The sequence below is a fragment of the Pseudomonas sp. MWU12-3088 genome, from assembly GCF_023242405.1.
Lineage (GTDB): Bacteria > Pseudomonadota > Gammaproteobacteria > Pseudomonadales > Pseudomonadaceae > Aquipseudomonas > Aquipseudomonas kribbensis.
The window spans coordinates 216,988-241,596 of the sequence record NZ_JALJEA010000002.1; the positions used below are offsets into that span (position 1 = coordinate 216,988).

Consider the following 24,609-nt stretch of genomic DNA (forward strand, 5'->3'; position numbering starts at 1 on the left):
ATTTGGCGTTCACGCCGCACGGGGATTGAACCCGTACAGATCAATGGATGTGCGCTGCTGGCCGATCAGTTCGCTGAGCAACTGCCCGCTGCCGCAGGCCAGAGTGAAACCCAGCGCGCCGTGGCCGAGGTTAAGCCACAGATTGCGATACGCCGTGGCGCCCAGCAGCGGAACGCCGGTGGGGGTGGCCGGGCGCATGCCGGCCCATTCGACGGCGGCGTCGTAGTGGCCGGCGTCGGGAAAGGTGTTGCGGGCCTGGCGCTTGATCAGCTCCAGCCGTTCGGGGTCCACCGCCGGGTCGAAACCGACGATGTCGACCATCGCCGCCACGCGCAACTGTTCGCCGATGCGCGCGTAGACGATCTTGCGGTCGTAGTCGGTGATGCTCACGTCCGGCGCCCGATGCCCGCTGCCAATCGGCACGGTCAGGCTGTAGCCCTTCAGCGGATACAGCGGCAGGCGCAGGCCGGGCAGCGCCAGCAACGGGCTGCGATGGCCGGCGGCGATCACCAGTTGTTCGACCGGCAGGGTTTCTTCACCTAGCTCAATGGCCGTGACGGCGCCGACGTTGTGGCGAATGCCGGTCACTGCCTGACCGAGGCGAAACTCGCAGCGGCCCGACGCCTTCAATCGCGCGGCCAACTGTTGGCAGAAGCCGTGACAGTCGCCGACTTCTTCATCGGGTGTGTAGATCGCGCCCACAAATGGCGCATCGGCCAGTGCCGGTTCCAGTTGCGCACATTCGGTGGCGGACAACACCTGCTGTTGTTGCGGATCGGCCAGGCCCCTGCGCGCATGGTCGAAGCTGGCGGCGTTGCGGAAGGTCACCAGTTTGCCGTTGCGCCGCCAGTTGAAGCCGACGAGCCCGTCGTCCTCGCGCCAGCGTTTCAGCGTGCTCTGGCTGAACAGCGCCAGACGCAACAGATGCGCCGCGTTTTTCCGGTTGACCGAGGTGCGGCACGCGGCAAGAAACGACGCCATCCAGCGCCACTGCGCCGGGTCCAGACGCGGGCGCAACTTGAGCGGTGAGTCGCCGCGCAGCATCCAGCCGATGGCCTGCAACGGCACGCCGGCATCGGCCAGCGGCGCAACGTAGCGATAGGACAACTGACCGCCGTTGGCGAAACTGGTTTCGCTGCCCAGCGACTGCCGCGCCTCGACCACTGTCACCTCGAAGCCGTCGCGCACCAGCGCATAGGCCGTTGCCAGGCCAATCACACCGCCGCCGATGATGCACACTCGCTGAGCCATGTCCGTCCTTAATTCTTTTTGAAGACGAGGCCGAGGTTAGGGTGAGGTGACAGGCGCCGAACAATGAATAAAGATGCCAGGCCTATATAAAAAGGTTATGGGATCGTCATGCGCCTTCGTCACATCGAGATTTTCCAGGCCATTCGCCAGACCGGCTCGGTCAGCGCCGCTGCGCAATTGCTGCACGTCTCGCAACCGGCGGTGACCAAAGTGCTGCAGCACGCCGAGCAGCAGTTGGGCTTTCCATTGTTTCTGCGGGTGCGCGGTAAATTGCAGGCGACCCCGGAAGCGCTTGAACTGGAGCGCGAAGTCGACAAGGTCACGGAAAGCCTGCAAGGCGTGCGGCGTCTCGCCCAGAGCCTGCGCCGTGAGCCCGGCCGCAGCTTGCGCATCGGCGCGACCCCGGCGCTGGCGCTGTCATTGCTGCCGCCGGCGATCCAGCATTGGACCGCGCAGTTCCCGGACATCGCCTGCGAACTGTCGAGCGCCCACAGCCGCGAGCTGATGCAGAACCTGCTGATGCGCGAAGTGGACGTGGCCCTGACGTTGCAGTTGCCGGACCACCCGGGGCTGAAGGCGCAGGCATTGGCAGCGGGTGTGTTGGTAGCGCTGGCGCCGAAAGGTTATTGGCCGGAGGAAGACGCCGGTCAGCCGTTGCCGCTGATGGCTCTGGCCGGAGCGCCGCTGATCGGGCTGTCCAGCGCCGACCCGCTGGCCGCCCGCCTCGACAGTTATCTGGAAGCGGTCGAGCCGCCGCCGCGTGTGCGGATCGCCGTGCAGACGTACTCACTGGCCCGGGCGATGGTTGAATCCGGAGCTGGCGTGGCGGTAATCGACCCGTTCACCGCGCTCGGTGCCTCATCGGCCACCACCACTATCCGCCCCCTCGCCCCGCCGCTGCCGATCACGCTGTACGCCGTGACCCGCGCCACCGAACCTCCGCCCCACAACTTGAATGATTTGCTGCAGATCTTCAGTCAGCGCGCCCGGGAACAACTCGACCGACTGATGCGCCCTTAAAGGACGTAAAACAGAATCGCCACAAAGTGCAGCAGACTCCCGGCGATCACAAACAAATGCCAGATCCCGTGCGCATGCCGCAACCGGTGATCAAGGGCAAAAAAGATGATCCCCACGGTGTACAACACGCCGCCCGACGCCAGCCAGGCAAACCCCGCCGTCCCCAGCGCGTCGATCAGCGGCTTGACCGCCACCAGCACGATCCAGCCCATCACCGCGTAGATCACGATCGACAGGATCCGCGCCTCGGAGCGCGGCTTGATCTCTTGCAGGATGCCGATCAGCGCCAGCCCCCAGACGATTCCGAACAACGTCCAGCCCCACGGCCCACGTAAGGTCACCAGACAGAACGGCGTGTAACTGCCGGCGATCAGCAGGTAGATCGAAAAGTGATCGACCTTCTTCATGATCGCTTTCTTGCGCCCGCGCACGCTGTGATACACGGTGGATGCGCTGTAGAGCACCAGCAACGTAAAGGCGTAAATCGCCACGCTGACGATCTTCCACGGGCTGCCGTCGAGGCTGGCGATCACCAGCATCCAGACGCCCCCGACAAACGCCGCTACCGCCCCGACCAGATGCGTCCAGGCGTTCAGTTTTTCTCCGTGATACATGTGTCGCACACCTCGATTTCATTACCGCAGCGCGCAAGGCTCGGGCCTTGAGCGTAAAAGCGCAATGTTTCCGTTCAACGCGGGCCTGCACCTGTCCTGATATTTGGGCACAATCGAGCGATACCAAGAAGAGTCCGCGCCATGCTGATCGACGAAGAATTGACCCTGAAGAAACTCGAGGTGTTCCTCGCCTTCATGCGCACCGGCAACCTTGCCCGCGCCGCCGCTGAATTGCAGACCAGCAACGTCAGCGTGCACCGTGCGATCCATTCGCTGGAAAGCGCCTTGCGCTGCCCGCTGTTCAAGCACGAAGGACGCAACCTCACACCGCTGGAAAGTGCCTACGTACTCGAAGAGCGGGCGCAGAAGCTGATTCAGGACGTGGTCGAAAGCGTGCGCCTGACCCGCGAAGCCGCCGGGTTCTCGGCCGAACGCTTCAAGCTCGGCTCGCTGTATTCGCTGACGGTGAAGACCGTGCCGCAGCTGATCATGGGTTTGAAGATCCGCCGCAGCGAACTCAACATCGACCTGATCCTCGGCTCGAACATCGACCTGCTCTACAAGCTGAAAAACATGGAAGTCGACGCGATCCTGGTGTCGCTGGACGACAGCGTCAACGACCCGGACTGCGAGCAGATTCCGCTGTTTTCCGACGACATCTTCCTCGCCACCCCCGCCGATTCCCGCTTTGCCCAACGCAGCGAAGTGGACTTGGCGGAGGTGCGCGACGAAACCTTCATCACCCTCACCCAGGGCTTCGCCACCCATCAGGACGGCATCCGGGTGTTCAGGCAGGCGGGGTTCGAGCCGAAGGTGGCGATGCAGGTCAACGACATCTTCACCCTGCTGAGCATGGTCAGCTCCGGGGTCGGTTATGCGTTGCTGCCGGGGAGGATTGCGGCGGTGTACGAGAACCGGGTGAAGCTGATTCCGTTGCAGGAGAAGTACCGGTTGCAGCAGCACATTGGCGTGGTGTTTTTGAAGGCCAAGGAGCGGGATCCGAATTTGCTGGCGTTGTTGGCGGAGTGTCGGATGTATGCGAATCGCCAGACCTGAACCCGAGTCGCCTGCATCGCTGGTAAGCCAGCTCCCACAGGGATTTGTGCTGATTCGAAAATCTTCCTACAACACAAAACCTGTGGGAGCTGGCTTGCCAGCGATGGCGTCAGACCCGACAACCCAGAATCCGAACCTAGCCCACAATCCCGCGCACGATGAAGAACAGCAGCGAAGGCCCAAGCAGGCAGCCAAGCCCAGTGTGGAAAGTAGCGGTCAACGCCCCATAAGGCACCAACCGCCGATCCGTCGCCGCCAGCCCCGCCGTCACGCCACTCACCGTCCCGGCCAGCCCGCCAAACACCATCGCCGAACGCGGGTTATCCAGGCCCATCCAGCGCGCCGCCACCGGGGTACCGACCATCACCAGAATCGCCTTGATCAACCCGGTGGCAATCGACAGCGCCATCACATCCGAGGTCGCGCCAATCGCCGCGCCGGTCACCGGGCCGACGATGTAGGTCACCGCGCCTGCGCCGATGGTGGTCATGCTCACGGCATCGCGATAACCGAACGCGTAAGCCATACACGCGCCGACAATGAACGGCAGGATCGTGCCCAGCAGCAACGCGATCACGCCAATCAACCCGGCCTTCTTCGCCTCGGTTGCCTGCACCTCGAACGCCGTGGCGACGATGGCAAAATCCCGCAGCATCGCGCCGCCCATCAGGCCGATACCAGAGAACAGCGACAGATCCGCCAGGCCCTTCTGGCCACCGGTCATGGTGCCGCCCACCCACGCCAGCACCAGGCCGATGACGATGGCAATCGCCGAGCCGTGAATCCGCCCGAACGTCAGGCGTTTGGAGAGAATCACCGAGACCCACATGATCACGCCGACGAAGGCGAACGCAGTGATCAGACCGTTGTGTTCCAGACCCTTTTCAATGAGATCCCACATGTCAGCGACCTCCTACGGGTGTGCCGACCGGGGAGATTTCCGCCGGTTCATCGGGCAACGGCTCGCCCTTGTGGGTGCGGCTGATCAGGGCAATGGTGCAGCCACAGACCACCACCGAACCGATCGCCGCCAGCACTGCCACCGGGCCGCCGTGCAGGGCGGTGACGACGTTCTGTTGCGCGGCCATCGCCACCACCACCGGAATGTACATGGCGCCCCAGAAGCCGACGCCCATCTCGCAATCCTTGGTCATGCCACCGCGTTTTTGCATCCACAGCCGCGCGCAGATCAACAGGATCATCGCGATGCCGACCCCGCCGACGTTGGATTTGACCCCCAGCAACACGCCGAGCAGGTCACCCATGATCACCCCTGCCAGCGTACAGATCGCCAACAGCGCCACACCGTAAATAATCATTGTTGTAGTCCTCAAAGTGCATCGTCGAATGTTGTTTTTGTTGTTCGAAGCCTGAGTCGGTGATTTAGGGTCGTCGGCCCTCCTCCTCTCGCAACAGCGCCTGCAAGGTGTCGAGCCGGGCACTGTCAAAGGCAGTGACAGTCCCCTGTTCAAACACCCGGCGCGCCAGCCCGGTCAGCACCGCACCGGGCGGCAGTTCGATCTGTAGTCGCACGCCGCGCTCGTAGGCGCTTTGCACGGTGCCGCGCCAGTCCACCACGCGGCACATGTTGAAGGCGAGATCGTCGCGCAGCGCTTCTACCTTGGTCACAGGCCTGGCGCGACTGCCGCTCAGGTAAGCGATTTTCGGTGTTTTCAGTTCAACCTTTTTGAACGCTTCGGCGAGAGTTTGCGCAGGTTCATCCAGCAGCGTGCAGTGCGACGGCACGCTGACCGCCAGACGTTTTGCCAGCCCGGCACCACGACTGCGCGCCAGCTCGGCGACCGCTTGCATCGCCTTGTCGCTGCCGGCAATCACCACCTGGTTATCGGCATTGATGTTGGCCAGGTACACCGGCGTTTCTGCGCCGTGCACCTGCGCCAGCAGCGTTTCAACTGTGGATAATTGCAGGCCGATAATCGCGGTCATGCCGAAGCCCTGTGGATAAACCTGCTGCATCAACTCACCCCGCAGGCTGACCAGATGCAACGCATCGCTGAAGCTCAACGCGCCGGCGACCACCGCTGCCGGGTAGGCACCGATGGACAGGCCGGCGACGTAATCGGCGGTGAGTCCGTCCTGCAGCAACTGCCGCGAGGCCGCGACGCCGGCGATCAGCAAGCAAAGCTGAACCGCCCGGGTGCTGCGCAACGCTTCGCTGGAATCCAGGCGCAAGACATCTTCTCCGAGCCCGTCGCTGGCCTCGATCAACGTTTCCCGAGGCAAACGCTGGAGCATGCCGGGCTGCTGCGCGCCCTGACCGGGAAACACCAGCAGGCTGCTCACGCTGCCTGCTCCTGCGGGTTCCACGGATCAGACACCAGACAGGCCGCATGGGCGTTTTTCAGCAGCACCCGCGAAGCGTTCCCGGCCCATTCGCGCAGGGCAACGGCACCGAATGGCGTCTGCAACTGCAGGTCGACCCGGCAGATTGCTTGATCGAAAATCGCAACCAGTTTGCGTGCCTGATTACGGGTGACGAGTTGCGGCGCACGCAGGATCAGATCGAGATCGCTGGCCTCATGCATCGCTTTAAAACCGCTGGCCAATTCGAATCCGACACTGCCACTGACGCCCCAGATCCAACCACAATCATCGAGCATCGGCCGCAGTTGCCGGAGCGCCCGCATGACCGGCAGATCACGTTCGCTCTCGACCTGACAAAGCGCTTCCGGGCTGACCCGACAGGCAATCGAATCGACAGGCATGAACGCCGCCAGCCGCTGCTCGCGCAACCGACCGCGCACGCCCACCGCCACGAACCCGTCTTCACTCAGCGCCCGCCGCACCACTACCGGTTGCCCGGCCGCCAGCGAATCAATCGCCCACTGCGGCGCATCCGCCGGCAACTGCTCAGGCGTCATGCCCCACAGCAGGTCGTGGGTGAGAACGCTGTTCACCACTGCGCCCTCAACAGCTCACGTACGCGACTCGAGGCTTCGCGATTCTTCGCGCCGAGACGATTGCTCAAATCCGTCGCGCCAATATTGCCGATGGCCTGCTTCAGGCATTCGCCGACCCGCGCCAGATCCTCCGCTGTCGGCTGTTCGATCTGTTGCACTGACAAGGTTTCCCAGAGCAATCCGAGGCTGGCATAGCTGTCGATGTCATAGGCCATCGGCGGCACGCTGGAGGCCAGGGCTTCCAGCTCTTCGACGCTGCGCAGGGTCACCCGCGCCGCCGATGCCTTGCCCATCGCATGCACCATCACCCCCGGATCGCGCAGGGCGATCAAGCGGTTGGCCTGATAACCGTGGGCCAGAAACGCCCCGGACATGGCCTTGCCCACCAGCAGCGCAATCACCGGATGCCCGGCCAGACGTGCGCGGGCGTAAGCATCTGCCGCACCGGCCAAGGCCTGATGAATGCCTAGGGCTTCTTCGCGGCGGCCATAGGCCTGGCTCGGCACATCGACGATGGCAATCAGTGGGCGTTTTTGCGTTTTGTCGCGGTCGGCGGTGATTGCATCCTCCACAGCCTTGGCCAGGCCCCAGCCTTCGAGCAATCCGACTTCGCCGTTGCGAGCCCGAGGGAAACGGTTTTGCGGATCGGCGACCACGGCGATAAAACGCCCGAGTGGCCCGTCGGCAACCTTCAGCGATGGCGGTAAACCTTCAACGGCATTCGCCCCGGCGCTCAAGGCGTTGAACCAGTTCAAACCGCGCACGGAATAACCACTCATGAGCGCTCTCCTTGAAACAGATCGCGAACCACCGAAGGCTCGATTTGCTTGTCAGTGTCCAGGCTCGTCAGGCGTTGCAGGAACCACTCGGCCCGCTGACTGCGCGGTTGCAGCGGCAAGCCTTGTTGCAGCAATTCGCCGACCTGCTGGCGAATCTGCGCCACGTCATCGGCGACATAGCGATCCACCAGGCCACTGGCGAAACGTTGCTCACCGCCGGTCAGGCTCCAGATGAACGGCCGGTCGCGGGAGTCGTATTCCTCGATCCCGGCTTCCTGCTCGATCACCTGCGGGCCGTTCAGGCCGAGGCGTGCTTCCTGGGTCACCAGCAAGTAGCTGCACAGGGCGGCGGCAATCGACATGCCGCCAAAGCAACCGACGCTGCCGGCCACCACACCAACCACCGGTTGGTTCTGCTGCAGATCGACAATCGCCGCGTGAATGTCGGCAATCGCCGCCAGTCCGAGGTTGGCTTCCTGCAAGCGCACGCCGCCGGTCTCCAGCAGCAGAATGGCGCGGGTCGGGATGCCTTTGCGGTTGTCTTCGGCGGCCAGTTCCAGCGCGCCGGCGATTTTGGCGCCGCCGACCTCACCGAGGCTGCCACCCTGAAACGCGCCCTCAATCGCCGCGATCACCACCGGCAAACCGTCGAGTCTGCCCTTGGCGATCACCACGCCGTCATCGGCCTGTGGCACAACGTCCTGGCGTTCGAGCCATGGCGACATGACGCGTTGGAACGGGTCGAGCAGTTCGCGGAAGGTGCCGGTGTCGAGCAAGGCTTTCGCCCGCTGCCGAGCGCCGAGTTCGACGAACGAATGTTTGTGCAAAAGTGCCGAGGTGTCAGTCATGGCCGATCTCCTCGAAGCCTTGTTCCAGTCGCAGGCGAACCACGCCCGGGGTCGCGCCGAAGTCGTGGATATCGATGGCCATCGCCGGTGGCGTGGTGCCGTCGAACATCCGCGCAAACAGATGCTGCCAGCGCTGCTGCGCACCGTTGACCGAGGTCTGCACATTGATCGTCAGCCTGCCGGCCAGGCCCGGTTCGATCAGCACTTCCAGATCGCCCGAGCCGACACAACCGACCAGCGCCCGGCCGCGTGGCGGCTGCCCGGCGGGGAATTCAAAGGATAAGGTTTCCATCAAAACGCTCCCTGAAGGATGCCGTCGCGCTCGATCCGGTCGAGCAACAGCGTGGCGGCAAGCAAGTCGGCGGCGCCACCGGGCGAGGCATTCAATGCGATGAGTTGTTGATCAAGTTCGTGCAGGCGGCGGCGACCGGTGAGGCTGGCACTGCCCCCGGCGTCGAGCACCGCTTGAGCGCCGTGCTGCATGACGTGCAGGCCCGGTTCGCCGGCGCGGTACAGCACGCAGGTGTCGGCAAGGTCGGTCATGATCGCCAGCAAGGCATCGAGCCGGGCGTTCTGTTCGCCATGGCCGGCGGCGCGGCTGCGCTTGAGCTGCGGCAGACCTCGTTGCACCACGGAGGGGAAGCCGAGCTGCGCTTCTTCCCGGGCACCGCGAGCACCATAGCGTTGGGCGACTTGCGCGCCGTGGCTCAGCGGGCGCGGCGCATAACGGTCATCGAGCAACGCCAGACGTGCGGCGCGCAGGGTAACGGCGCCAGCGCTGGTGGATTTCGTCTCCAGCGCAGCCGCCGTGACCAGCAGGCCCAGCGCCCAGATCGCACCGCGATGGGTGTTCACGCCGTGGGTGGTGGCGAGCATCGCTTGCTCGCCTTCCCGCCCAATGCGGCCAATGGCTTCGCGCAGCGGCAAGCCGATCTCGCCGAACTCAAGCGCGGCTTCAGCCATTTCCTTGAACGCTGGCCACAAGGCCAGCGCCGAGGCGTGCATCAACCCCAGGTGGAGGTCGGTGTGCGCACCGTTGCCGCGACGGTCGACCAGCGCCGGTTTCGGCGACAGGTCGGCCTCGTCGATCAGCGCGTCCACGGCCAGATCCGCTAACCGGTCGGCCAAGGAAACAGGTTTCGCTTTCAGGTTGAGTGCGTGCATTACCAGCTCCTGAACTTGGCGGGAGGGTTGTAGAGGCCGCCGGACCACTCGACCAGATCGGCCACGCTCTTCGCCGCGAGCAGTTCGCGAGTGGCGTCGGTACGACGGATGCCGAGGTCTTCGGGCAAGGCGATCAGCCCTTCGCGGCGCATGCGCTCGGTGTCTTTCGGGTTGTGGCGCAGGCCGATGGCGGTGACACCCGCAACGGCGGCGATCATCGCCTGACGCTCTTCCAGCGAACGCGCCTTGTACAGGTAGGCGATGCCCTCTTCGGTGAGCAAGTGAGTGACGTCGTCGCCGTAGATCATGATCGGCGCCAGCGGCATGCCGCTTTTCTTCGCCACCTCCACCGCGTCGAGGGTTTCGACGAAGGTCGGTTTGCCGCCCTCCTGGAAGGTCTCGACCATTTGCACCACGAGCTTCTTGCCGCGTTCGAGCATCGGTTGCTGCGAATCGTCATGACGCATATCGAGCCACGCCGGGGTGCCGTGACGACGGCCGCGCGGGTCGTGGCCCATGTTCGGTGCGCCACCGAAACCGGCAAGGCGGCCTCGGGTAACGGTTGAAGAATGGCCATCACCATCGACTTGCAGGGTTGCGCCGATGAACAGGTCCACCGCGTATTGCCCGGCCAGTTGGCAGAACATCCGGTTGGAACGCAACGAGCCGTCGCGGCCGGTGAAGAACACGTCGGGACGGGCGGCGATGTAGTTTTCCATGCCCAGTTCAGTGCCGAAGCAATGCACGCTTTCGACCCAGCCGCTTTCAATCGCCGGGATCAAAGTCGGGTGCGGATTGAGGGTCCAGTTACGGCAGATCTTGCCCTTGAGGCCGAGGGATTCGCCGTAGGTCGGCAGGATCAGTTCGATGGCGGCGGTGTTGAAACCGATGCCGTGGTTCAACGACTGCACGTTGTGTTTTTCGTAGATGCCACGGATCGCCATCATCGCCATCAGCACATGCACAGGCTTGATGTGCCGAGGGTCGCGGGTGAACAGCGGTTCGATGTAGAACGGCTTGTCCGCCACCACCACGAAATCCACCCACGACGCGGGAATGTCCACGCGGGGCAGTTCGCTGACGTCGTCCACCAGTTGGTTGACCTGGACGATGACGATGCCGTCGCTGAACGCCGCTGGTTCGATCAGCGCCGGGGTGTCTTCGGTGCTTGGGCCGGTGTAGATGTTGCCGGCCCGGTCGGCCATGAACCCGGCCGAGAGCACGACGTTGGGAATCAGGTCCACCACCAGCCGGGCGTAGAGTTCGATGTAGGTGTGGATCGCGCCGACTTCCAGCAGGCCGTCTTCGAGCAACTGGCTGATGCGCAGGCTCTGGGTGCCGGCGAAGGAGAAATCGAGCTTGCGGGCGATGCCGCGTTCGAACAGGTCCAGATGTTCGGAGCGTCCGACGCTGGGCATGATCATGTGCAGGTCGTGGAGCTTCTCGGGATCAGCCTTGGCCAGGGCACGGGAAAGGAAATCCGCCTGCTTCTGGTTGTTGCCCTCCAGCACCACACGGTCGCCGGGCAGGATCAGCGCCTCAAGCGCCGCGACGATCCTGTCGCTGGGCAACACCGCACCGTCGGCCAGCCCGCGCACCTTGTCGAGGCGCCGCTGCTTCTCGTCGCGCCGCCGCGTCCAGCGCGAGTCGGGGGAAATTGTTGTTGTCATGCTCACTCCACGGGGTTCGCTGTCGTGGAGCTACCTTAGGAGTGTCGGGTGGGGGCATCAATCAAGCGCGGCGCGTGATCGTTACGCCTGGAGTAACGATCATGCCAGGCCGGCATCCACCAACAATCTCTCCAGCGCCAACAGATCCGGCACCTTCGCCACCTGTTCCCCGACCTGCACCGCCGCCTGCTCCAGCGCACACAACGGCACGTCGACATAACTCAACTGGCTGTCGAGCTTGTACGAGCGTGGAATCCCCTGCACCAGCAAGGCAATGAAACGCAGCGTCGGCAACCCGCCGAGGGCGTTGAGGATGACGATCCGGGCCCGTTCGCCGATGACGATCTTGTTGCCGCACGCCGACTCGAAACTCAGCAACGGAATCTGCCGCTCGCGCCAGGTCACCCGGCCCAGATACCACGACGGTGTATCGAGATCGAAGGCGCTGGACTGATAGTCGATCAGCTCGGCGACAGCGACGTTGGGCAGGATCAGATTCCGGTCGGCCAGCGGCAACAGCAGCCCGGTGAGCTGGCTGCTGCGTTGGTTGTGACGCCGCTCATGCATGTTTTTTGCTCCACAGGGCAATGCTTTCGAGCAGCACCGATTCCTGGTACGGCTTGCCGAGGTAGTCGTTGACGCCGATGGCCATGGCGCGGTCGCGGTGTTTCTGCCCGGTGCGCGAGGTGATCATGATGATTGGCAGGTGTTGCAGGCGTTCATCGTGGCGCACCTGGGTCGCCACTTCGAAACCGTCCATGCGCGGCATTTCAATGTCGAGCAGCATCAGGTCCGGCATGTGTTCTTCCAGCAGCAGCATGGCGTCGACCCCATCCTTGGCGGTCAGCACGTTCATGCCGTGGCGTTCGAGCAGGCGGCTGGTGACCTTGCGCACGGTGACCGAGTCATCGACCACCATCACCAGCAACGGCTTCTGCGGTTCGCTGTCGATCTCGTGACTGGCCGGACGTTGCGGCAACCGCGCCTGCATCGCGCGGATCGGCGCCAGCAGATCGAGGATCAGCACCACCCGGCCATCGCCGAGAATCGTTGCCCCGGACACACCCTGCACCGCCGCGAATTGCGGGCCGAGGCTCTTGACCACGATCTCCCGGGTGCCGGCCATAGCGTCGACCTGCACCGCGATGTGCCGGTCGTTGCACTGCACCAGCAGCACCGGCAGCGGCAGGCTCTGGCCGAGCAGTTTCGGCCGTGGCGCGGTTTTCAGCAGCTCGCCCAGATAGCACAGTTCATATCGCTGGCCGCCGTACTCGTAGCGCGGCGGATCGTGACGGAAATGCCCGTCCAGTTCATTCGGCAACACGCGAACGATACCGTCGATGGTGTTCAGCGGAATCGCGTACTGATCCTCACCGCACTGCACCATCAGCGCCCGGTTGACCGACACGGTGAACGGCAGGCGAATGCGAAAATGCACGCCCTGCCCCGGCACCGAATCGATGCTCATGGTGCCGCCCAGTTGCCGCACTTCTTCGTGGACCACGTCCATGCCCACGCCGCGCCCGGAAATCTGGGTGATTTTCTCGGCGGTGGAGAAGCCCGGTTGCAGGATGAACTGCAACACTTCGCGGTCGCTGATTTCCGCGTTCGGCGCCAGCAGGCCGCGCTTGATCGCTTTGCGCCGCACCGCGTCCAGCGGCACCCCGGCGCCGTCGTCGCGGATGTCGAAAACGATGTCGCTGCCCTCACGGGACAGGTCCAGGCTGATCTGACCCTGAGCCGGTTTGCCGGCAGCGAGTCGCACCTCGGCGGGCTCCAGACCATGGTCGACGGCGTTGCGCAGCATATGCTCCAGCGGCGCCGCCATGCGTTCGAGAACGTTGCGATCCATCTCGCCTTCAGCGTTGCCGACGGTGAACGCCACGTCCTTGTTCAGCTCTTCGGCGACCTGACGGACGATGCGTTTGAGTCGCGGCAGCATGCGCTCGAACGGCACCATGCGCGTGCGCATCAGGCCTTCCTGCAATTCGGTGTTGATCCGGCCTTGCTGTTGCAGCAGGTTCTCGGCGTCGTGGGTACGGCGGTCGAGGGTTTCCTTTAAGTCGAGCAGGTCGGAAGCGGATTCGAACAGGGCCCGGGACAACTGCTGCAACTGCGAATGGCGATCCATTTCCAGCGGATCGAATTCTTCGTAGCCCAGACGTTCGGCGTCCACTTGCTGACGGCTGAGGATCCGCCCCTGGGTTTCGGTGTCGAGCCGGCGCAACTGGTCGCGCATACGCTCGATGGTGGTTTCCATTTCGTTCAGCGCGGTCTGCGCATCGCTGACTTGCTGCTCGATACGCCCACGGAAAATCGAGGTTTCGCCGGCAAGGTTGACCAGCTCATCAAGCAGTTCGGCGGAAACCTTGACCATGTCCGCGCCGGCCTCGGCAGCGGGCGCGGCGGGTTCGGTCTTCAAGGGCACCGGCAGTATCGGCGCAGGCGCTTCCACCGCCACCGGGTGGCTGAAATTCTGGATCGCACCGATCAGTCGATCCGCCGGCGGGCATGGCTGGCCGGCGCGCACCGCATCGAGCATCTGCGCCAACCGGTCATGGCCGCGCTGCAACAGGGCAAACAGTTCGGCGCTGCTGTGCAGGGTGCCGGAGGACAGGCTTTCGTAAAGGTATTCGAGCTCATGGGCGAGGTCGCCAATCGGGCCGATCTCCACCATCCGCGCGCCACCCTTGAGGGTGTGCAGATCGCGCAGCAGGGTTTCCACTTCCTGACGGTTGCCGGGTTCGGCCTGCCAGCGCAGCAGCGCGGCGCCGGAGTTTTCGATGATGTCGAAACCTTCTTCGAGGAAGATTTCCAGGAGCTCCGGGTCGTGTCCGGCGGCGTCATGGCTGGCGGCTTCGGGCGGCGTCTCGGAAGCGCCTGACTGGCCCTGACGGAACTGGCGGATCGCGTCGATCAGGTCCAGCGCCGGTTTCAGCGGTTGATGGTCATGCAGTTGATCGAGGTACAACGCCAGTCGCTCATGGCTTTGCAGCAACAGTCGCCCCAACGCATCGCTGTGGTTGTAGCGGCGATCCACCAGGCCTTCGTAAAGGTTCTCCAGCTCCTGGGCCAGGTCGCCGACCGCCTCGACCTCGGCCATCCGCGCACCGCCCTTGAGAGTGTGCAGGTCCCGTTGCAGCGACGACAGCGGCGCACCGTTTTCCGGGTCGTTCAACCAGCGCTGCAAGGCTTGTCCGGCGCTGTCGAGAATGTCCACCGCCTCTTCGAGGAAGATCTCGACGATCTCGTCATCCGCGCCGATCCCGCTGGTGCTTTTTTGCAGTTCGGCAGTGGCGCTGCCCAGTTCGGAAATACTCAGGGTTCGACTGCCGTCGCTGCGGATCAGGCCCATGGCCGACGGGTCGAGGCCTTCGTCGAGCAGCTCGTGCAGCGCACGGATGCGCTGGGGTTGCGGGGTGATTTCCTGGCCGGCGGCCAGTTCGTCGAGCATGTTGATCAGCGCTTCGTGGGCCTGCTGCGCCTCATGGAAAAACCGCTCGCTGACCGCGAGGCTGCTTTCTTCCACCGCGCCATACAAATCCAGCAAGGCTTCGCACAACACGTCCACCGGCAGCAGATCCGCCAGGTGCGCGGCCTCGCCGAGGGTCGTCAGTTCATCCAGCAGCGCACTGAGTTCCTGGCGTTCGCCGGGGTGCTGCTGCCAGCGCTGCAAGAGGTTTTCAGCATCCAGCAGGATGTCCATGCCCTGGGCCAGGAAGTTGTTGATCAGTTGCGGATCGCGCTTGACCCGCAGGGCGCTGCTCGGTGCATTGAGGATGGATTCGAGGCGTTCGCTCAGCAGGGTGTCTGTACGCTTGATCAGCGACTGCGCACCGACAATCGGCGCCAGCGGATCATGCTTGAGCTGGCGCAGACCGACGCGGAACAGGCCTTCGGCCTCCAGCAGCAGCTCAACTTCGTCCAGGTCCAGGGCCAGTTGATGGGCCTTGAACTCCCGGGCCAGTTTGTCCAGCGGCGCCGCCAGCTCGGCGATCGGCAATACGCCGGCCATCGAGGCGCTGCCCTTGAGGGTGTGCAGCGCACGTTGCAATTCATCGCTGGCCTGCAATGGCACGTGTACGGCGGCCTGATCGAGAAAGCGGTTGAGGCTGGCGAGGTGGGTTTCGGCTTCGTTGCGGAAGATCTCCAGCAACAGCGGATCGAGCGCCGCGACGTCTTCCACGTCTTCGGCCGGCAGCGGCGTGTCGCCCTTGGCCAATGCATGGGCGCGAGCCGCCAGTTGATCGACATCCTGACGCTGGCGTTGGTGGTTGATGGCGAATTCGGCGATCAGGTCCGGCAGCAACAGCAACGTATCGGCCAGCAATTGCTGCACCGCCGGGCTCGGTTCTACGCTGTGCTCCAGCACACGGTTGAGCAGGTTCTCCACCGCCCAGGCCAGTTCGCCGAGCACCAGCGCGCGCACCATGCGCCCGCTGCCTTTCAGGGTGTGAAAGGCCCGGCGCAGCTCACTGAGGGCTGCACGGTCCTGCGGATCGGCGGTCCAGCGCGGCAGGTAGTCGCGCAACACATCGAGCACTTCCTCGGTCTCTTCGAGGAACACTTCACGCAATTCATCGTCCACCGGTTCTTCATCGGCGGGCGGTGGCAGCAGGCTGCCGGGCGTGGTCAACGCGGGCGGGTTGACCGCTGACACCGGGCTGGCCAGCACATCGGCCAGCGACTGGGCGATTTGTGGGTCATCGAGTTCCTGCAGGTCCTGCATGACCAGCGCTTCGCTGGGGCTGAGCACATCCTCGAGCACGGGTACACGCTGCTCGCTGGGCGGCTCGTCAGGAAAGTAGCCGAGACAGGCCAGGCTCTTCTGCGCGACATCCAGCAATTGCTCGCTCGGTGCCTGTGGGTCATCGGTCAGGCGTTCGAGGTAATACTCGAGACTGGTGATGACATCGGCGAGGTTGTCCAGTTGCTGCCAGCCCGGCTCGTGGGGATCGAGCAGCAGATGCTCGCGGATGAAGCCGTTGCAGGCTTCCAGCAGGCTCGCCGCACGGGTCAGCGGAATCATTGCCAACGCGCCACGCACCTGGGTCAGCAGCGCCGGCAAGGGTTGCAGTTGCTGGCGATCCCAGTCGGCGTCGATGTAGTCGACGATCATGTCCTTGGCCTGTTGCAGGCAGATGCGTGCTTCCTTGATCACGATCTGGTGGATCTGCGTCAGGTCGGTGGTGGGCAGGCGCGAGTCTTCCGGGCTCTCCGGCTCCACCGTGCCGACCATCCCGGCCAGCGTCGCTTCGACGTAGAGCAAGGCGCCGGCGACGTCCATCAGCGTGGCGTCGTTCGGTTCGCGCTGGCCCTGAGCGAGGCTGAGCACCACCGCCAGCTGATCGATGATGACCTTGCGCGGCTGGCCGAAACCGAGCACCGCCAAGGTGTCGGCGATCTGCCGCAACGGCGCCAGCAGGCTGTCCAGATCCGAGGTGTGCTGGCGGTCGCTGCGCACGAACAGGTCGAGGCGTTCCTTGACCCGCACCAGCTCTTCGCATAACGCCGCGAGCACCGAGCGCATGGCATCGCGGTCAGGGCCGGCCAGGCGCGCGCGTTCTTCGTCGACCATCGCGCTGTCGGGCAACGCGTCGTCCAGGGAGTAGCGATCTTTCATGGTCAGCATCTGCCCGGTGGGATGTTCGGCTTTGGCAATATAGAACAGCAGGCTTTTGAACAGCTCGGGTGGCGGGGGCTGGTTGAGGCCGGCCATGCCTTGTTCGAGCAGGCGCTTGAGTTCCTTGTCGGCGTCCTTGAACAGACTGCGCAGGGCCGGGCTGTTGGCAATTCGCCCTTCGCGCATGCCCTCGACCAGTGCCGAAGCGACCTGCCACAACGGGCTCAGCGGCGCATCGCCGCTCAAGGCTTCGAGGCGGGTGAAGACTTTACTGAGGTAACCGAGGTGCGTCTGGTCGTCCTGCTCGCGGAGCAGACCCACCAGCGCCATCTGCAACATCTGCCGCAATTTGCGCAGCACATTGGGCAGTTCCGCCGGCTCCAGCAGGGCCAGCGCTTGCGGGCTCAGCGGCGGCAGCTCCGGCAATTGCGGGCTGAACAGGCTGGTCTCGGACAACAGGCTTTCGCCCCGGGCGCTGCGCAGATCGTTGATCAACGGCAGCACCACCAGCGGCAAGTCACGGCGAGCACTTTGCACGCGGTCGAGGTAGGTCGGCAGTTGACCGAAGGCCTGCAACAGCAGGTGCAAGGCTTCGTCGCGGTGGCTGACGCGGTCGTTCTGCAGGGCTTCGACCAGATGTTCCATCTCTTCGGCGAGCAAGGCCGCGCCGTAGAACTCGACCATCTGCAGACTGCCGTGGACTTGATGGATGCACGCCAGGCACTCGTCCAGCCCGGGCACCGACTGCGGATCATCGAGCACGGCTTCGATGGCCTGATGCGCCTGCCTCAGCGTTTCGGCAATTTCGCCCTTGACCCATTCGAGGGCCACGTAGTCGTGCCGGTCGCCCATAACCACTCCGCTCGACATGATCTCGCCCGCAGGCCTCACGCCTTGCCCGTGGCGGGCGTTGCCGCCGCCGGCAAGGTGAACCCGGACACCGAACGCCGCAACTGGCTGGCCATTTTCGTCAGGTTGCCGATGCTTTCGGCGGTGGCCGTGGAACCGGACGAAGTCTGCGAGGTGATCTGCTGGATCACGTTCATCGTCAGGGAAATCTGCCCGGCCGAAGACGTCTGCTGCTGCGCCGCGTTGGAAATGCTCTGGATCAGCGCCGCAAGAGTCTTGGACACGCCTTCGATTTCTTCCAGGGCCACACCGGCATCCTGCGCCAGCCGCGCGCCGCGCACCACTTCGGTGGTGGTCTGTTCCATGGAAATCACGGCTTCGTTGGTGTCGGTCTGGATCGCCCGCACCAGCGTCTCGATCTGCCGGGTCGCGGCGGACGAACGTTCGGCCAGCCGTTGTACTTCGTCGGCAACCACGGCAAAACCGCGCCCGGCATCACCGGCCATCGACGCCTGAATCGCCGCGTTGAGGGCGAGGATGTTGGTCTGGTCGGCAATGTCGTCGATCAGGCTGACGATGTCGCCGATTTCCTGGGACGACTCGCCCAGGCGCTTGATGCGTTTGGCGGTGTCCTGGATTTGCTCGCGAATGTTGTCCATGCCGTGGATGGTGTTGTGCACCACCTCGTTGCCCTTGTTGGCGATCTCCACCGAACGCTCGGCCACCGCCGAGGATTCAGCGGCGTTGGCCGACACCTGGTCGATGGACTGGGCCATGTCGTTGATCGCGGTCGAGGCTTCGGAAATCTGCTGGGCCTGATGCTCCGAGGCCTGGGCCAGGTGCATGGCGGTGGCCTGTGTTTCCTGCACTGCGGCGGCGACCTGGCCGGCGGTGAGGTTGATGGTCGCCACCAGATCGCGCAACTGGTCGACGGAGTAGTTGATCGAGTCGGCGATGGTCCCGGTGAAGTCTTCGGTCACCGAGGCGGTCACCGTCAGGTCGCCGTCGGCGAGGTCTTCGATTTCGTCCAGCAGGCGCATGATCGCGTTCTGGTTGCGCTCGTTCTTCTCGGCGGTCTCGCGCAACTGACGATTGGTTTCCCGGACCATGACCATGCCGATCAGGATGATCGACGCCAGTGCCAGCAGGCCCAGCACGTAGCCGCCAATGGTGTCGGTGCTGCGTCCGCCGGCGAGGTTTTCGAAACCTGTGGCCAGGTGCGAGGCTTCGTCGAGCAGGGTCTGCGACAGGCTGAAGATATTGGTCGCGGACTCGCGGACCTTGAACAGCTCCGGCGAGGTTTCGAGGATTTCATCCACCGAACCGGAGACGAACTGGAACAGCTCGGCGATTTCGCTCAGGCGCGCACGGGCATCACGGTCCTCGACCTGGCTGATCTTCAGCGTCGGGTTGCCTTGCAGCATGCCGTTGAGCACCTGACCGAAGCGCGTGGCGTCACGACCAAAGGCATCGGCAGCCTGTTGCGAATTTTCGTCGCCGGAGAGCACGGTATTCACCGCGCCGAGAATCCGCTCCGCCAGCAGCGACTGACGCTGGGCCATCGCCACCTGCGCCGCCGGGGCGCCGCGTTGCAAGAGGATCTCGACGACTTTTTCGTATTCGATCTGCAACTGCGGCACGGTTTCGGCCAGGGTCGCGGCGACCTGATGCAGCGACAGCACGGTCTGTTCGCTGGACAGGATGGCGTCGGTGTTTTTCAGCAGGCGTTCCCAGTCCAGCTGCACGGCGCGCATTTCCGGGCGCACGGTGGACGGTGCCGGCGGCAGGCCGGTGGCCGGGTCGCCCTTCTTCAGATACCCCCAGCGCTGGGCGAAATCGTTGCGCGCATCGCTGAGCAGCTTGAACGCGGCGGCCTTGCCGGCGGCGGCTTCGGTGGCGTTCTTGGCGATCCGCTGCGACAGCACCCGTAGCTCGCCGGCGTGACCGATGTACTGTTTGTCGTAGTTGGCCTGGGTGTTGAGGTAAGCGAAATTGGCGAACAGCAGCATGATGAACACGATCAGCGCGATGAACAGCACGATGATCTGCGAGCGGCTGCGCGAGCCTTCTGCGGGCTTGCTGGTTTTTGCTTTGATCATCGGTCCTCGCCTGTTAAACCGCGACGTGCATGAAACTCGGTGACTGCGCCAGCGCAAACAGGCTGAACACTCGCCAGTTCTGCTCGCGCCGGAAATAGCCTTTGACGAACTCGCCCTTGGAACCTTGCCGCTTACGGATCGAGACGGGTTCGAAGCTGTCCTGCTCGAAGTGCTGCAAGCCGAAAACCTCATCGACCAGCACACCGGCAAACACGTCCTGATGCTCCACCACCAGTACCCGCCGCTGCTTGCGCATCGGTGACAGCTCATGGCCGAAGAATCCGCACAGGTCCATGATCGGCAACAACCGCCCGCGCAGATTGGCCACGCCCTTGACCCAGGGCTTCACTCCCGGCATCTGGGTGAAACGCGGTTCGGGCAGCACTTCGCTGACCTCGCCCATCGGCGCGACGTACCAGTGCTCGCCGAGGCGAAAGCCGATACCGCTCCAGCGATCCTGGCGCGCCGGTTGCGACGGCAGGTCCGCCGCCAGCAGGCGACAGCGCTGGTCGATCTGCCACAACAGTTCGAACGCGGTCAGCGACTCGCTCATGGCGGCGCGATCAACCGGCCAAAACGTTGTTCAGGGTCTTGATCAGCGTGTCTTCGTCGACCGGTTTGGTCAGGTAATCCCTGGCGCCCTGGCGAGTGCCCCAGACCTTGTCGGTTTCCTGATCCTTGGTGGTGATGATGATGACCGGGATATGGCTGGTTTCAGCGTCCTTGGTCAGTTGGCGGGTCGCCTGGAAACCGTTGAGGCCGGGCATGACGATGTCCATCAGCACCGCATCGGGTTTTTCCTGACGGGCCAGGGCCACGCCGTCGGCGCCGTTTTCAGCTTTCAAGACTTCGTGGCCGTGCTTTTCCAGCATGCCGGTCAGTTTGTACATTTCGGTCGGCGAGTCATCGACGATCAGAATACGTGCCATGGTCTTCCCCATTTTTTCTTGTCGACACCGGGCCCGCTGGCCGAGCGTCACTGTGCGTGTCTTACTGCGGCAAATCAGCGGCAAAGCCCGGAACATGGGCCGCAATCGCGTCGAGCAGTTCTTCCTTGCTGAAAGGTTTGGTCAAAAATTGATCGGAACCGACAATCCGCCCCTTGGCCTTGTCGAACAGCCCGTCGCGGGACGACAGCATGATCACCGGCGTCGCCTTGAAGGCACTGTTGTTCTTGATTAAAGCGCAGGTCTGATAACCATCCAGACGCGGCATCATGATGTCGACAAAAATGATCCCGGGGTGGTTGTCGGCGATCTTCGCCAGGGCGTCGAAACCGTCGATCGCCGTGATGACTTCGCACCCTGCATTTTTCAACAGGGTCTCGGCGGTGCGACGAATCGTTTTCGAGTCGTCGATCACCATGACCTTCAAGGCGCTGGACTGCTGTTCCATAAGGGGGCTCTACCGTCGCCTTTGCGAATCAATTTGTCCGTTTTGCGATGCGTAATGGCCGGAAACCCTTGATGCTTAAGGGCCAGCACGATATGGCAGCCTTTTTAGCACAGTCTCCTGACGCAATCTATCGACGGGTTTTTCCTTGACCGAAAACCCGCCCGGAGCCACTCTGGCGGCACTTTTTTCATACCGATCCGGTAGCCAATTTTCGAGGAAAACCCAATGAGCGTTCGCGTCGGAATAGTCATGGACCCAATCGCCAGCATTTCCTATAAAAAGGATAGCTCGCTGGCCATGCTGCTGGCGGCGCAGAAGCGCGGCTGGGAACTGTTCTATATGGAACAGAAAGACCTTTATCAGGGCGAAGGTCAGGCCCGGGCGCGGATGAAGCCGCTGAAAGTCTTCGCCAACCCGGAAAAATGGTTTGAACTGGGCGCCGAACAGGATTCCCTGCTCAGCGACCTGAACGTGATCCTGATGCGCAAGGATCCGCCGTTCGACATGGAATTCGTCTACTCCACCTACCTGCTCGAACAGGCCGAAACCGCCGGCGTACTGGTGGTCAACAAGCCGCAGAGCCTGCGCGACTGCAACGAAAAGCTGTTCGCCACCCTGTTCCCGCAGTGCACGCCGCCAACCGTGGTCAGCCGCCGCGCCGACGTGCTGCGTGAATTCGCCGCCAAGCATGGCGACGTGATCCTCAAGCCGCTGGACGGCATGGGCGGCACTTCGATCTTCCGTCACCGCGTCGGCGATCCGAACCTGTCGGTGATTCTCGAAACCCTGACCGCCCTCGGCACCCAGCAGATCATGGGCCAGGCCTACCTGCCGGCGATCAAGGACGGCGACAAACGCATCCTGATGATCGACGGCGAGCCGGTGGACTACTGCCTGGCGCGGATTCCGGCCCAGGGCGAAACCCGTGGCAACCTCGCCGCCGGCGGCCGAGGCGAAGCCCGTCCGCTGACCGACAAGGATCGCTGGATCGCCGCTCAGGTCGGCCCGACCTTGCGCGCGAAGGGCCTGCTGTTCGTCGGCCTCGACGTGATCGGCGAGCACCTGACCGAAATCAACGTCACGAGCCCGACCTGCATCCGCGAAATCGACAATGCCTTCGGCACCGACATCGGCGGAATGCTGATGGATGCCATCGAGAAAAAGCTGCAAGCTTGATGTGCATCACATGCAGCCTGTCGCTTGATGCTTGAAGCCCAAGGCGAGAAACCAACATTGCGTTATCATGCGCGGCCTGTGAAAAACGCGATGTTGGTTTTCTTGTCATGACACTTCCGTCCGATCTGCCTGCTGAACTCGCCCACCGCGGCGTGCGCCCGGTCGATCGCCTCGGATTTACCCTGTTTCTCGCGGCGCTGATCCATTTGGCGCTGCTGCTTGGCGTGGGTTTCACCATGGTCGAGCCCAAGCAGATCAGCAAAACCCTGGAAATCACCCTCGCCACCTTCAAGAGCGAAACCAAGCCCAAGAAGGCCGATTTCCTCGCCCAGGAAAACCAGGAAGGCAGCGGCACCCTCGACAAGAAGGCGATCCCCAAGACCACCGAGGTCGCGCCATTCCAGGACAATCAGGTCAAGAAAGTCACTCCGCCACCGGCCGCCAAGCCGGAAGTGCAGGAAGCGGCGCCCAAGGCGGCCGTGACCACCGTCGCGCCGAAACCGAAAAAGGCACCGACCAAGAAAGAAGAAGCCAAGACCGAGACCAAACCGACGGTCGACGCCCCGACTTTCGACAGCTCGCAGCTCTCCAGCGACATCGCCAGCCTGGAAGCCGAACTGGCCAACGAACAACAGCTGTACGCCAAGCGCCCGCGCATCCACCGCCTGAGCGCGGCCTCGACCATGCGCGACAAGGGCGCCTGGTACAAGGACGAATGGCGCAAGAAGGTCGAGCGCATCGGCAACCTCAATTACCCCGACGAAGCCCGTCGCCAACAGATCTACGGCAATCTGCGCCTGATGGTGTCGATCAACCGCGACGGCTCGCTGTATGAAGTGCTGGTGCTGGAATCCTCCGGCCAGCCGCTGCTGGATCAGGCGGCGCAGCGCATCGTGCGGCTGGCCGCGCCTTTCGCACCGTTTACCGGGGATCTGTCGGACATCGACCGACTGGAAATCATCCGCACCTGGAAATTCGCCCGGGGCGACCGGTTGTCCAGCAACTGAGCCGATCTTTTGACCGCTCCAGCTTGTCAGTTCGCCCCCCGAACGCCACACTACCGCACATGAAAAACGTCAGCCCCAGCTACCTCAAGCATCACTTCCTGATCGCCATGCCACACATGGCCGACCCGAACTTTGCCCACACCTTGACCTACATCGTCGAGCACACGGCCAATGGGGCCATGGGGCTGGTGGTCAACCGACCGCAAGAGCTGAATCTGGCCGACATCCTCGAGCAGTTGCGCCCGGACATCGACCCGCCAGCGCTGTGCCAGCATGTGCCGATCTTCATCGGCGGCCCGGTGCAGACCGATCGCGGTTTTGTCCTGCACCCGGCGGGTAAGACCTTTCAGGCCACCGTCGAGCTGGAAGGCGAGTTGGCACTGTCCACGTCACAAGACGTGCTGTTCGCCATCGCTGACGGCGTGGGCCCGGCGAAAAGCCTGATCGCCCTCGGTTACGCCGGTTGGGAAGCCGGGCAACTGGAGGCTGAAATGGCCGACAACGCCTGGCTGACCTGCCCGTACGACGCCGACATCCTGTTCAACACCAGCAGCGAACTGCGTCTGGAAGCGGCGGCCAAGCACTTGGGGATCAACCTCAACCTGCTGACCAGCCAGGCAGGGCACGCCTGATGGCCCTGCGCCTGATCCTCGGCTTCGACTACGGCACCAAACAGATCGGCGTGGCGGTCGGCCAGGTGATTACCGGCCAGGCCCGCGAACTGTGCACCTTGAAGGCACAGAACGGCGTGCCGGACTGGAACCAGGTCGAAGCCCTTATAAAGGAATGGAAACCCGACGCCGTGGTGGTCGGCCTGCCGCTGAACATGGACGGCACGCCCAGCGAGATGTGCGTGCGCGCCGAGAAATTCGCCCGTCGCCTAAACGGCCGCTACAACCTGCCCTTCTACACCCACGACGAACGCCTGACGACCTTTGAAGCCAAGGGTGAGCGACTGGTACGCGGCGGGCAGAAAGGCAGTTACCGCGACAACCCGGTGGACGCCATCGCTGCCGCCCTGCTGCTGCAAGGCTGGCTCGACGAAAACACCGCACTGTTTGAATCCTGACAAGCGCTACGGCGCTTTTCTTTTGGTTACAACCCGAGCCTCGGTTCGCAAGAACCGGCTCGACCCCG

23 protein-coding genes are annotated in these 24,609 nt (G+C 63.4%); 6 read left to right on the forward strand and 17 right to left on the reverse strand.

The features are described from left to right. Positions 1–9: 9 nt before the first annotated feature. The gene (locus M5B98_RS06715; protein ID WP_248742274.1) at positions 10–1,251 is read right to left on the reverse strand and encodes a D-amino acid dehydrogenase; all 1,242 of its coding nucleotides are present in this window, start codon (positions 1,249–1,251) and stop codon (positions 10–12) included. Between the two features lie 108 nt (positions 1,252–1,359). Between M5B98_RS06715 and M5B98_RS06720 the strand changes: the two genes are divergently transcribed. Then, positions 1,360–2,271 (forward strand): LysR family transcriptional regulator, encoded by a 912-nt coding sequence (locus M5B98_RS06720; RefSeq protein WP_248742275.1) that lies wholly within the window; start codon positions 1,360–1,362, stop codon positions 2,269–2,271. Here the strand turns inward: M5B98_RS06720 and trhA are convergent. Then, positions 2,268–2,885, reverse strand: a complete 618-nt coding sequence (gene trhA, locus M5B98_RS06725; RefSeq protein ID WP_114886061.1) for a PAQR family membrane homeostasis protein TrhA — start codon at positions 2,883–2,885, stop codon at positions 2,268–2,270. The two genes, M5B98_RS06720 and trhA, sit on opposite strands and share 4 nt — an antisense overlap. A gap of 141 nt (positions 2,886–3,026) precedes the next feature. Here trhA and M5B98_RS06730 point away from each other — a divergent pair, with 141 nt between their 5' ends. After that, entirely contained in the window at positions 3,027–3,941 is a 915-nt protein-coding gene (locus tag M5B98_RS06730; protein WP_248742276.1) for a LysR substrate-binding domain-containing protein, read from the forward strand. A gap of 136 nt (positions 3,942–4,077) precedes the next feature. Here the strand turns inward: M5B98_RS06730 and madM are convergent, their stop codons facing one another. The 15 genes from madM to pilG all read right to left on the reverse strand — a co-directional run bounded on the left by madM (position 4,078) and on the right by pilG (position 21,289). Beyond that, a complete protein-coding gene (gene madM, locus M5B98_RS06735; protein ID WP_085709095.1) occupies positions 4,078–4,842 on the reverse strand; it encodes a malonate transporter subunit MadM in 765 nt (254 codons plus the stop codon). A gap of 1 nt (position 4,843) precedes the next feature. Continuing rightward, complete coding sequence (madL, locus tag M5B98_RS06740; protein ID WP_007953315.1) at positions 4,844–5,260, reverse strand: malonate transporter subunit MadL; 417 nt, start codon at positions 5,258–5,260, stop codon at positions 4,844–4,846. A gap of 64 nt (positions 5,261–5,324) precedes the next feature. Next, positions 5,325–6,245 carry a malonate decarboxylase subunit epsilon gene (gene mdcH, locus M5B98_RS06745; RefSeq protein ID WP_248742277.1) on the reverse strand — a complete coding sequence of 307 codons (921 nt, stop codon included), beginning with the start codon at positions 6,243–6,245 and terminating at the stop codon, positions 5,325–5,327. Beyond that, on the reverse strand, positions 6,242–6,862 hold the full coding sequence (locus M5B98_RS06750; RefSeq protein ID WP_248742278.1) for a malonate decarboxylase holo-ACP synthase: 621 nt from the start codon (positions 6,860–6,862) through the stop codon (positions 6,242–6,244). Before M5B98_RS06750 ends, mdcH begins: the two co-directional genes overlap by 4 nt. Then, entirely contained in the window at positions 6,856–7,641 is a 786-nt protein-coding gene (mdcE, locus tag M5B98_RS06755; protein WP_248742279.1) for a biotin-independent malonate decarboxylase subunit gamma, read from the reverse strand. The genes M5B98_RS06750 and mdcE overlap by 7 nt, the downstream gene beginning before the upstream one ends. Further along, a complete protein-coding gene (locus M5B98_RS06760) occupies positions 7,638–8,489 on the reverse strand; it encodes a biotin-independent malonate decarboxylase subunit beta (protein WP_248742280.1) in 852 nt (283 codons plus the stop codon). Before M5B98_RS06760 ends, mdcE begins: the two co-directional genes overlap by 4 nt. Continuing rightward, positions 8,482–8,781, reverse strand: a complete 300-nt coding sequence (locus M5B98_RS06765) for a malonate decarboxylase subunit delta (RefSeq protein WP_248742281.1) — start codon at positions 8,779–8,781, stop codon at positions 8,482–8,484. Before M5B98_RS06765 ends, M5B98_RS06760 begins: the two co-directional genes overlap by 8 nt. Beyond that, positions 8,781–9,653, reverse strand: a complete 873-nt coding sequence (locus M5B98_RS06770) for a triphosphoribosyl-dephospho-CoA synthase (RefSeq protein WP_248742282.1) — start codon at positions 9,651–9,653, stop codon at positions 8,781–8,783. The genes M5B98_RS06765 and M5B98_RS06770 overlap by 1 nt, the downstream gene beginning before the upstream one ends. Next, positions 9,653–11,323, reverse strand: coding sequence for a malonate decarboxylase subunit alpha (mdcA, locus tag M5B98_RS06775; protein ID WP_248739945.1), 1,671 nt, complete (start codon positions 11,321–11,323; stop codon positions 9,653–9,655). The genes M5B98_RS06770 and mdcA overlap by 1 nt, the downstream gene beginning before the upstream one ends. Before the next feature lie 99 nt (positions 11,324–11,422). Further along, complete coding sequence (locus tag M5B98_RS06780) at positions 11,423–11,890, reverse strand: chemotaxis protein CheW (protein ID WP_248742283.1); 468 nt, start codon at positions 11,888–11,890, stop codon at positions 11,423–11,425. Further along, the gene (locus M5B98_RS06785; RefSeq protein ID WP_248742284.1) at positions 11,883–17,798 is read right to left on the reverse strand and encodes an Hpt domain-containing protein; all 5,916 of its coding nucleotides are present in this window, start codon (positions 17,796–17,798) and stop codon (positions 11,883–11,885) included. Before M5B98_RS06785 ends, M5B98_RS06780 begins: the two co-directional genes overlap by 8 nt. A 35-nt stretch (positions 17,799–17,833) precedes the next feature. Continuing rightward, positions 17,834–19,894: a methyl-accepting chemotaxis protein gene (locus M5B98_RS06790; protein WP_085709085.1), complete on the reverse strand. Its 2,061-nt coding sequence runs from the start codon at positions 19,892–19,894 to the stop codon at positions 17,834–17,836. 13 nt (positions 19,895–19,907) lie between these two features. Next, positions 19,908–20,447 carry a chemotaxis protein CheW gene (locus M5B98_RS06795; protein WP_085709084.1) on the reverse strand — a complete coding sequence of 180 codons (540 nt, stop codon included), beginning with the start codon at positions 20,445–20,447 and terminating at the stop codon, positions 19,908–19,910. Positions 20,448–20,457: 10 nt separating this feature from the next. Further along, the gene (pilH, locus tag M5B98_RS06800; protein ID WP_011336365.1) at positions 20,458–20,823 is read right to left on the reverse strand and encodes a twitching motility response regulator PilH; all 366 of its coding nucleotides are present in this window, start codon (positions 20,821–20,823) and stop codon (positions 20,458–20,460) included. A 61-nt stretch (positions 20,824–20,884) separates the two neighbouring features. Further along, positions 20,885–21,289, reverse strand: a complete 405-nt coding sequence (pilG, locus tag M5B98_RS06805; protein WP_085709083.1) for a twitching motility response regulator PilG — start codon at positions 21,287–21,289, stop codon at positions 20,885–20,887. Between the two features lie 225 nt (positions 21,290–21,514). On the opposite strand from pilG, the gene gshB reads away from it, so the two are divergent. The 4 genes from gshB to ruvX all read left to right on the forward strand — a co-directional run bounded on the left by gshB (position 21,515) and on the right by ruvX (position 24,541). Beyond that, positions 21,515–22,465: a glutathione synthase gene (gene gshB, locus M5B98_RS06810; RefSeq protein WP_114886081.1), complete on the forward strand. Its 951-nt coding sequence runs from the start codon at positions 21,515–21,517 to the stop codon at positions 22,463–22,465. A gap of 107 nt (positions 22,466–22,572) precedes the next feature. Beyond that, a complete protein-coding gene (locus M5B98_RS06815; protein WP_248739939.1) occupies positions 22,573–23,472 on the forward strand; it encodes an energy transducer TonB in 900 nt (299 codons plus the stop codon). A gap of 59 nt (positions 23,473–23,531) precedes the next feature. After that, entirely contained in the window at positions 23,532–24,104 is a 573-nt protein-coding gene (locus M5B98_RS06820; protein WP_096817620.1) for a YqgE/AlgH family protein, read from the forward strand. After that, on the forward strand, positions 24,104–24,541 hold the full coding sequence (gene ruvX, locus M5B98_RS06825; protein ID WP_119427542.1) for a Holliday junction resolvase RuvX: 438 nt from the start codon (positions 24,104–24,106) through the stop codon (positions 24,539–24,541). The genes M5B98_RS06820 and ruvX overlap by 1 nt, the downstream gene beginning before the upstream one ends. Positions 24,542–24,609 lie beyond the last annotated feature (68 nt).